The sequence below is a fragment of the bacterium genome, from assembly GCA_037131655.1.
In the GTDB taxonomy this organism is placed as follows: Bacteria; Armatimonadota; Fimbriimonadia; order Fimbriimonadales; family JBAXQP01; genus JBAXQP01.
The window spans coordinates 1-9,400 of sequence record JBAXQP010000087.1 but is presented as its reverse complement, the minus strand read 5'-3'; the positions used below and the strand labels follow the sequence as shown (position 1 = coordinate 9,400).

The 9,400-nt window shown below is 50.1% G+C and carries 9 protein-coding genes; all 9 read left to right on the top strand.

Annotated elements, in window-relative coordinates; translation table 11 throughout:
- Window positions 1-98 precede the first annotated feature (98 nt).
- Window positions 99-911, top strand: coding sequence for a UDP-3-O-acyl-N-acetylglucosamine deacetylase (lpxC, locus tag WCO51_05715; protein ID MEI6512758.1), 813 nt, complete (start codon window positions 99-101; stop codon window positions 909-911).
- A 4-nt stretch (window positions 912-915) separates the two neighbouring features.
- Window positions 916-1,401, top strand: coding sequence for a 3-hydroxyacyl-ACP dehydratase FabZ (gene fabZ / locus WCO51_05710; protein MEI6512757.1), 486 nt, complete (start codon window positions 916-918; stop codon window positions 1,399-1,401).
- A gap of 15 nt (window positions 1,402-1,416) precedes the next feature.
- Window positions 1,417-2,208 carry an acyl-ACP--UDP-N-acetylglucosamine O-acyltransferase gene (gene lpxA, locus WCO51_05705; GenBank protein ID MEI6512756.1) on the top strand — a complete coding sequence of 264 codons (792 nt, stop codon included), beginning with the start codon at window positions 1,417-1,419 and terminating at the stop codon, window positions 2,206-2,208.
- A gap of 1 nt (window position 2,209) precedes the next feature.
- Window positions 2,210-3,346 carry a lipid-A-disaccharide synthase gene (gene lpxB / locus WCO51_05700; protein MEI6512755.1) on the top strand — a complete coding sequence of 379 codons (1,137 nt, stop codon included), beginning with the start codon at window positions 2,210-2,212 and terminating at the stop codon, window positions 3,344-3,346.
- Entirely contained in the window at window positions 3,244-3,894 is a 651-nt protein-coding gene (locus tag WCO51_05695) for an isoprenylcysteine carboxylmethyltransferase family protein (protein MEI6512754.1), read from the top strand. Before lpxB ends, WCO51_05695 begins: the two co-directional genes overlap by 103 nt.
- 23 nt (window positions 3,895-3,917) lie before the next feature.
- Entirely contained in the window at window positions 3,918-5,681 is a 1,764-nt protein-coding gene (locus tag WCO51_05690; protein MEI6512753.1) for an ABC transporter ATP-binding protein, read from the top strand.
- Window positions 5,682-5,684: 3 nt separating this feature from the next.
- Entirely contained in the window at window positions 5,685-6,944 is a 1,260-nt protein-coding gene (locus tag WCO51_05685; protein ID MEI6512752.1) for a heme ABC transporter ATP-binding protein, read from the top strand.
- A gap of 230 nt (window positions 6,945-7,174) precedes the next feature.
- A complete protein-coding gene (locus tag WCO51_05680; protein MEI6512751.1) occupies window positions 7,175-9,007 on the top strand; it encodes a hypothetical protein in 1,833 nt (610 codons plus the stop codon).
- Between the two features lie 131 nt (window positions 9,008-9,138).
- Window positions 9,139-9,400, top strand: a 262-nt coding sequence (locus WCO51_05675) for an SUMF1/EgtB/PvdO family nonheme iron enzyme (GenBank protein ID MEI6512750.1), incomplete at its 3' end; no start/stop codon positions are given.

Below are 9,400 nucleotides of genomic sequence, written 5' to 3'. Positions count from 1 at the left end.
GTATATAAGCGTAGTAAGCTACGCCCCTACATAAGAAGAGAAAGACTCCAGAACTGGCGTGACACTGGCGCTTCGGGGCTGACTGCTTAAAATTTATTATGAAACGTTACACGGTCAACGAAACGATAACTTGGGAAGGGAAAGGGCTGCACAGTGGAGAGGACTGTGTGGTTCGGCTGCATCCGTCGGATAATGGGGTTCAATTTCGATGTGGGGATGTAACTTGGCCAGCTCGGTGGGACTATGTGAAAGATACTTCCCGTTGCTCTTCTACTGGATCGGATGGGAAGCTCATTTTGACCGTCGAGCACCTGCTATCGGCACTTTATGGGATGCAGGTGACGGATGCGGTTATCGAAGTTGATGGCGGTGAAATCCCAGCATTAGATGGCAGCGCAAAGTTGTTTGTTGAGGCTATCGATAAAGTTGGCGTGAATTATATCGGAGAAATGAATGCGCCTAAGCTAACTAAGCCGATAACAGTCACAAATGGCGATAAAATAGCTTCCGTTTATCCAAGTGGCAATACGATTACTGGATTAATTCACTTCGACCATCCGTTCGTAGGCGCTCAGGCGGGCACCTTTGAGTTAACTAAAGAAATTTATATTAAAGAGATAGCTTCGGCGCGAACCTTTGCTTTTGACTATGAAGTCGAGGCATTGTTGGCGCAAGGATTGGCGGGTGGCGGGTCGCTTGATAATGCGATTGTGATTCAGAAAGAGAAGTATTCAACCCCTTTGCGTTATTCAAATGAACTTGTCCGTCATAAACTGCTGGATATGCTCGGCGACCTGATGATGGTCGGAATACCTCTGTATGGGGTAAGCTTTCTAGGAGTAAAGATGGGCCACGCCTTGAACATTAAGTTGGCAAGCGAAGTGGCACGCGCAATCGAGATGGAGGGTTAAGCGTTTGGAAGACAAGAATTTCATCATGGATGCCGAAACAGTACGCGCAATACTGCCTCATCGTTATCCTTTTCTTCTCGTAGATCGAATTCTAGAACTTGAGCCAGGCAAGCGGGCAGTAGGTCTCAAGAATGTTACTATGAATGAGCAGTTTTTTAATGGTCATTTCCCGACGCGAGCTATTATGCCCGGCGTGCTGGTTCTCGAATCGATGGCACAAGTTGGCGGAGTAATGATGCTCGCTCTTCCCGACCGCCATTCAAAATTAGCTTTGATCGCAGGATTGGACAAAACTCGATTTAGAAAACCGGTACTACCGGGCGATACGTTGATATCTGAGGTACAGCTTGTATGGTTCCGCCATAATGTTGGCCGTGTACAAGCATATGCGAGAGTTAATGGTCATGTTGTTGCTGAAGCGGAGATGACCTTTGCGCTCGTTGACCACAACCAGGATATAAGTGGCGTTAGCACTGCTGTTAAAGAATAACGAAGGAGATCGTTAGTGGCCTTAATCCACCCAAGCTCGATTGTACATCCGAGCGCAGAAATTGCCGATGATGTTGAGATTGGCCCATTTTGCACTGTTGGTGAGTTTGCCAAGCTTGGCTCGAAAACACGCCTGATATCCCATGTCGTCATTGAAAAATGGACGGAATTGGGAGAGAATAACGAGGTTTCCCCTGGCGTTGTTCTCGGCGGCCCCCCACAAGATCGTAAATACCATGGCGAACGTTCGTTTTTGCGTATTGGCGATAACAATCTTATTCGCGAGTGCGTTACTATTCACCGCGCTTCAGGTGAAGGCACCGTTACACATGTCGGCAATAACAACTTCTTGATGACCTATATGCATATCGGCCACAACTGTACCGTCGGCAGCAATATAACGATTGGAAATAGCGTAGCAGTGGCAGGGCACGTGCGCATTGAAGATTTCGCTAACTTCGGTGGGTTGACAGGAGTACATCAGAAGGTACGTGTTGGAAAATATGCGATGGTAGGCGGGATGACCCGAGCCAATGTTGATGTTCCGCCCTTCATGATTGTCGAAGGGAACCCAATGAAGGTTAAAGAGATTAACGCGGTTGGTTTAAGACGGGCGGGTGTATCCCCTGAAACGCGTATGGCTTTACGCAAGGCAGGGAAAATCCTTTTTCGATCACACAGCAATTTATCAAATGCAATTGATATGGTTGAAAATGAAATAGAACTATTTCCTGAGGTGGTCTACCTTTTAGATTTCATGCGTTGCCTAAGGAATGGCCGATTTGGGCGAGCGCAGGATGTGCCTTGATATGCCGAGGATAGGGATCGTTGCCGGTGAGGCCTCTGGCGATCTTTATGGCGCAAAGCTCGCTTATGTCTTGAAACTGAAGCTACCCTGCCTTGAATTGGAAGGTATTGGAAGTAGGCAGATGCGGGAAGCGGGCGTGAACCTGCTTGAGGATGCTTCTCAATGGGGCGCGATGGGAATTACTGAAAGTCTCAAAGTTGCTCCGCGTATTTATTCAGCTTTGAAACGTTTGGAACGGCGTTGGCTGGCATCCCCACCGGATTTGTTGATTTGTATTGATTTTGGTGCATTCAACGTTCCTTTATGTAAATGGGCTAAAGCGAAGGGTATAAAAACGCTTTACTATATGCCCCCTGGCGCTTGGCGAAAGACTAAGCAAGGGAGTGATTTGCCCAAAATTGCTGATCGTATTGCCACCCCATTCGATTGGTCATTTGAGATGCTTAAACAAATGGGGGGGGAAGTCGAGTGGGTAGGACATCCTCTTCTCGATTTTGCTTGTCCGACTATTGAAAAAAAAGAATTTTTTAGCAGGCATGAGATTGCGGAAGACGCGACTTTAGTGGGGTTTTTCCCCGGTAGTCGGTTGCATGAATTGAACCACCACTTACCGGTACTTGCTCGGGTCGCGGAGTTATTGGAACAAAGGGGTCTTTCAGCGTTATATCTTGCTGCGCTCGCGCCCACTATCTCATCCGAAGTAGCAGAGCAGATATGGAAGCGGCATACGCAGCTTCCATATCGATTTATAAGCGGCCAAAATTACGAAATAATGGCTTATAGCAGGGCGCTGGTTATGTCATCAGGCACCGCGACACTCGAAGCGGCTATCCAAGGAACCCCGATGGTGGTCATCTACCGAGGATCGTTCCTGATGAATATTGAATATCGAATACGCAAGCCGAAGTTCGATTATATCAGTCTGCCTAATATTCTCGCAGAGGCGCCTTTAGCGCCTGAATTAATTCAAGAAGCGGCAACACCGAAACGTATTGCGGATGAGCTTATTCCGCTATTAGGAGAATCGTCCTGCAGATGCAAACAGATACAAGGGTTCGAAAACGTGAGGGCGCGATTGGGGTCGAAGGGAGCAACGGAAAGAACAGCGGAGATAGCAGTTCAACTGCTGAAATCCTGATCGGCAATGCTTTTACCCGATGGATTGTGCGCCGGCGCCCCCGCCTATTTCTTCTTGTTCCAATTATCTTAATACTTGTCGCCCAACCGACTATCCCTGGAATAGTAATCGGCGGGGTTTTAGTCGGAATAGGTTTGGCAATTAGAATTTGGGCATCCGGTTTTGTGGATAAGAGCCATTCAGTGGCTTGCAGCGGACCCTATGCTTTGGTAAGGCATCCCTTATACACAGGTACAATATTCGTGATGTTTGGGTGGTGCTTCGTATCGTCGCACTTAATAACGAGTATTACTGTGACGGTATTTACGTTGCTAATCTTTGGGGTCAGCATGTACTGGGAAGAGCGGTTCATGAGTAAGCTATTTCCTGACACCTATGAAAAGTATATGCAAGGTATACCACGCTTATTGCCATATCGATTTAAGAAATCGTTTAAAACTCAAGCTAAGTTTTCATGGGAACAAGTTACAATTAATCGCGAACAATCATCGGCCTTTTGGATGATCTTAGCCACCACCTTAATCGCGGCACGGTGGTTTATATTTTAGTCTATGCAAGTTAGCAGGTTTGAATGACAACGGATGAAAAACGAGTAATTCATTATATCCTTAAGCAACGGGGCCCCCTTATAACGGGCATACTGTGTGCCTCTGTTGTGGCGGGTGTTAAGCTAGGCGTTGGTTTCTTGATAAAGGAAGCATTAGATTCGCTTCAGAGAAGTTCTGCAGCGGATTTGCCGAAAAACATTGCGCATCTCAACTTTATTGCTGTTGTTGTTGTTGGTGTCTTTATCATCAACTATTTTGCTGCTTTTGGGCAAACTTACTCTCTGGGATTGGTGGCCAACAGCGTAGCGGCCGACCTACGCGAGGCGATCTTTGCCCGTATACAGAAGTTCTCCCTCTCTTTTTATGAGAAACATCGGACGGGATGGTTCCAGTCCTTAGTAAGTAACGATGTTTCTGTCGTTCAGAATGGCGCGATGCTCGTGCGTGATTTCGTCATTGCGCCTGTGCAGGTTGTTGGTGGTTTGGTTATTCTTTTCATAACTAGCTGGAAGCTTTCGCTCGTCGTTCTTGTCTGTTTGCCATTGGTTGCAAATTTCATTCAACGTATTGGAAGGCGTGTTAGGGTCATTCAATCACGTGTGCAGGGCAAGTTAGCTGACCTGACAAGTGTTGTTGAAGAATGCGTTAATGGAGTTCGCGTTGTAAAATCATTCGCGCGAGAGGACTATGAGGTTGAGCGTTTCAACAGCGAAAGTCGCGAGACCCTCAAGCAGATAATGCGTGGAATTAAACGTGCCGCTCAGCTCAAGCCTACGACTGAGCTAATTGGCGCTCTCGCCATTATGTTTTCTTTCTGGTATGGTGGTCGGCTTGTGCTTGCAAGCGGAATGGGCGTCGGCGACTTATTTAAATTCATTTATATCCTGAACACGGTAGCACTCGCTGCCGGAAGCGTTGGTTCGCTGAACATAACTCGCCAACAAGTGTTAGCCGCTGCAGAAAGAATTTTCGCTCAAGCGATTGATATTGAACCGGATATTGTTGATGCGCCGGACGCTAAGGTTATGCCGCGAGTTAATGGCGAGGTTGTATTCGAAAATGTATCTTTCGTTTATCCTGACGGCAATATAGCTGTCCAGGATGTCTCCTTCACAATCAATCCTGATGAAGTTGTGGCGTTGGTAGGGTTCAGCGGGGCGGGGAAGAGCACATTGATGGACTTGATGATGCGCTTTTATGATGTATCTAAAGGGCGCATTCTTGTGGGTGGGTATGACATTCGCGAGGTAACGCAGAAGTCCTTGCGCGAGCAGATTGGGGTAGTGCCTCAGCAGACGATGCTGTTTGCGCGCTCTATTCGCGACAATATTCGTTATGGCAAAGAGGGCGCGACTGATGAGGAGGTGGAAGCAGCGTCAAAGGCTGCTTATTCTCACGACTTCATCATGGAGAAGGAACTAGGCTACGAGACTTTGCTTGGTGAGCGTGGTGCGGCGGTAAGTGGAGGCGAGGCTCAACGGATTGCAATTGCCCGCGCCGTGCTCAAGAACCCTCCGATTTTAGTGCTCGATGAAGCCACTTCTTCGCTCGATGCTGTTTCAGAGCGATCGGTTCAACTTGCTTTGGAGAATACGATTAGCAATCGCACAACGATTATGATCGCCCATAGATTAAGCACCGCCAAACGGGCGGATCGTATATTAGTCATGAAAGAAGGCTGCTTGGTCGAAAGCGGAACACATGATGAACTTTTAAGACAAGACGGACTTTATGCTCGCATGTACCGCGCCTTTGAACACGGCGTGATTTCCTCTCAGTTGGATTAAGTTATGTCCACTTTACTTACTGCCGAAAACATATCCGCCGGTTACCAGCAGCGCACTGTGCTGCATGATGTTTCGCTTCAAGTGAATTCAGGTGAGTTTTTAGCGCTGGTGGGGGCGAATGGCAGCGGTAAGACAACGCTTCTTCGGGTTCTAAGCCGGGTGTTGAAGCCAAAAATCGGCAGTGTTGCGCTTAACGGCAAAGATTTATACCACTTATCTGCTCAAGAAGCCGCTCGCACAATTTCGTTTGCCCCTCAAGAAGAAGCGCCTGTTTTCTCTTTCCCCGTTCGCGAAGTCGTGATGATGGGCCGAATGCCGCATCAAAAGGGTTGGGGGGAGGGGCGATCTGACAGGCAAGTTGTCGAGTGGGCAATGGAGCAAGCTGGGGTCACTACACTTGCCGACCAGCCGATTACTGCATTATCCGGTGGAGAGAGGCAGCGTGTGACTTTGGCGCGCGCTCTTGCTCAACAGGGAAAGCTGCTGCTATTGGATGAACCGATGGCCCATCTCGATATCGGCCATCAGGCGGCTATCTTGCAGCGGCTCTATCGAATGGTGCGTCAGGAGGGTTTAGGGGTGGTCAGCGCGTTGCATGACCTCAACCTGGCGGCTGAATATGCCGATAAGATTGCTCTGTTATCGAAGGGGAAATTGGTGGCAGTGGGTACTCCCCAAGAGGTGCTTCAACCTGAATTGCTACACAAGGCATATGGCACACCTGTTATGGTTCGAATTAATCCGTTCACGGGCAAGCCGGCCGTTTTTACTCTTCCTGCAGCTCCCGCTCAGGTTGTGGATGCCTCAGCGCCAACAATTCATGTCATCTGCGGCGGTGCAAGCGGGGTTGCTCTCTTCCCATCGCTTCGTGAAAAAGGTTATGGGGTAACGGTTGGTGTCACGAACCTATTGGACACCGATGAGGAAGCCGCCCGGGCGTTAGGTTTCGAACAAGCCGTAGAAAACCCCTATTCAGCTATTGGTGAAAGCGCGCTAGAAGAGGCCCGCGCCCTAATTCAAGCGGCAGAACAAGTAGTGCTAACCGACATCCCCTTCGGCGTCGGTAACATAGCCAACCTGAAACTAGCCAAAGAGGCCTGTGACATAGGTAAAAAGGTGTGGGTATTAGGTGAGGAGAACTTTACCGACCGCGACTTCTGTATGGGTGATGCCGCTATCCTTTGGCGCGCGCTCTTAGATAACGGAGCTCAACGCTTTGACACTTCTGCTGAATTACTTCAAGCCCTTCCGGCGTTGAACTAATAGATTATAAAGCTCGTTGCTTTGGTAGCAATTCACCCAATGCTTTCTGATTGCGCCTAAGCAACCTTCTGCAATACCTTCCAGACAGATTTCACGACTTTGCCCCTGAGTGATACGTCTTTGAGGTATTTGTATTGGGGTATCTTGTGCGTAGGAGGCAGGGATTAGGTAATCTGGAACTCAGAACTGACACCTCACCCGTGCAATTAGACATGAAGGAGTTTGCTTAAATGAAGTTACCGTTGGAATTAATACAACCGCCTAATGAATATAGCGTGATGCCGTTTTGGTTTTGGAATGATACACTCGAAGAGGGTGAGATCATTCGGCAGATGGATGACTTTCAGGCGCATGGGGTGGATGGGTTTGTTATTCATCCGCGTGTGGGGTTGCCGCACCATCAGGGGTGGATGTCTGAGGCATTGCTGGCGATGCATAAGCTCGCTATTGAGGAGGCTCATAGGCGGGGCATGTGCGTGTGCCTTTATGATGAAGGCATGTACCCATCGGGTTCTTCCAGCGGTCAGATTGTGGCAGAGAACCCCGCTTTAGCCACTCGCGGACTGAGCAAGATCGACCTTGGCGATGGCGAGAAGCCGACGCTCCAAGAGGACGAGGTGTTGGTGGCGGTCGTGAAACGGCATAACGGTCAGCGCATAGCTATTATTGACCGAAAGATAGGCGCTGTCATTCGGGGGCTTCACTTTATCGACGAAGGGCCAGCCGAGGAGATGCCCGCTCATGGGGATCTCTTGAACCCGGAGACCAGCGCCGCCTTCATTCGCCTGGTTTACGATAAGTACGCCGAGCGCTTTGGGCAATACTTCGGCAATACGATATTCGCCATCTTCACCGACGAGCCTGCGCTTATGGGGCAAGAGCCGCCACTTGGGGTGTGGCCGGGCACGACAGGCATCCTTGAGCATGTCAACCGCATTCTGGGGTACGACTTCACGCCGCACCTGCCGGCACTGTGGTACCACGACGAGCCTGAGGCGCTGCACTATCGTGCGGAGTACATTCGCGCGGTCAACGACCGGTTGGAAGTGACCTATTACCAGCCCCTTTCTACGTGGTGTGAAGGTCATGGCATCGCGCTTACCGGCCACCCATGGCAGCCCGATGACTACGGCAGACTGCGCCTCTTCCAGTTGCCGGGGCAGGACCTTGTCTGGCGAGCAGTCCTTCCTGATGAACCCAACTCGCTTGAAGGCTCCGAATCGACGCAGGGCAAGTGTTCCTCTTCCGCAATGATCCACTTTGGAAGACGGCGTAACGCCAACGAACTCCTGGGCACCTATGGACACGAATTGACGTGGGATGAGATGACATGGTTAACGAATTGGTGCTTTGTGCGCGGCGTGAACCTGCTCTATCCGCACGCCTTCTACTATTCGATCAGGGGCGAGCGGTTTGATGAAAGACCTCCGGATGTGGGGCCGAATGCTGCTTGGTGGGGACGCTACCGGGAGTATTCCGATCCCTGTCGCCGCCTTAGCTGGCTCAACACTGACTGCGAGCATGTGTGCGAGGTTGCCATTCTTGGCAGGTCGAACTACCTCCCCTGGCGTCCCGCCAAGGCCTGCTTCCAAGCACAACGCGACTTCAACTACATCGAAGAGCGCGACCTTATCGACACTGCCGTTATTGACGAGGAAGGCATTCACATCGCCGGCATGCTCTACAAAGCGCTCATCACCGAGCAAACTCCCCCCGCCTCTGTCCTAGCTGCCATCGAGCCGCTAACCCGCTCAAACCGCGTCATCCCCTTCACCGATGACGCGTCACTAATCCAACATATCGACGCATTAGTTCAACCCGACGTCAACGTCACCCCCGCCACCACCGGCCTGCGTATCCGCCACATCTTGAAGTCCGGCTTCCACTGCTACTTCCTCTTCAACGAGGAGAAGACACCTGTAACCGTTAAAGTGGACTTCTCTGTCAAAGGCGACCTCCACCGCTTCAACCCAGTCACGGCCGAACTGTCCGTATTACCCCCCAACGAGCCGATGCACTTCACTGGCCACGAGATGATGGTGATCTTGATACCTGTGAGGTAAAGCGAATAGTTTAAGGGGTTGCCGCCATGTTAGTGAACATAGCGGCAACCTCTTGTTTACTTGACACGCCGGTGTTCTTACGTTACAATACAGTACGAGGGTTATCTATGATTGATGACAAGGAGAGTGTTATGAGAACACGTTTATTGGGCTTAGCAATCCTTCTGTGTATGATAGCGGCTTATAGCGGCGCTTTGGCTGCTAAACCTAAGGTGCCGCCTCTACCCAAGGACTTTAAATATAAAGGCAAGATGATCTACATCCCGGCGGGCAGGTTCCTGATGGGGAACTCTAATGTGGGCAACGACGCGGGCGATCGTCAATCTGACGAGTTGCCCCAGCACTGGGTGACCCTCTCGGGCTATTGGATCGGTAAGTATGAGGTGACACGCG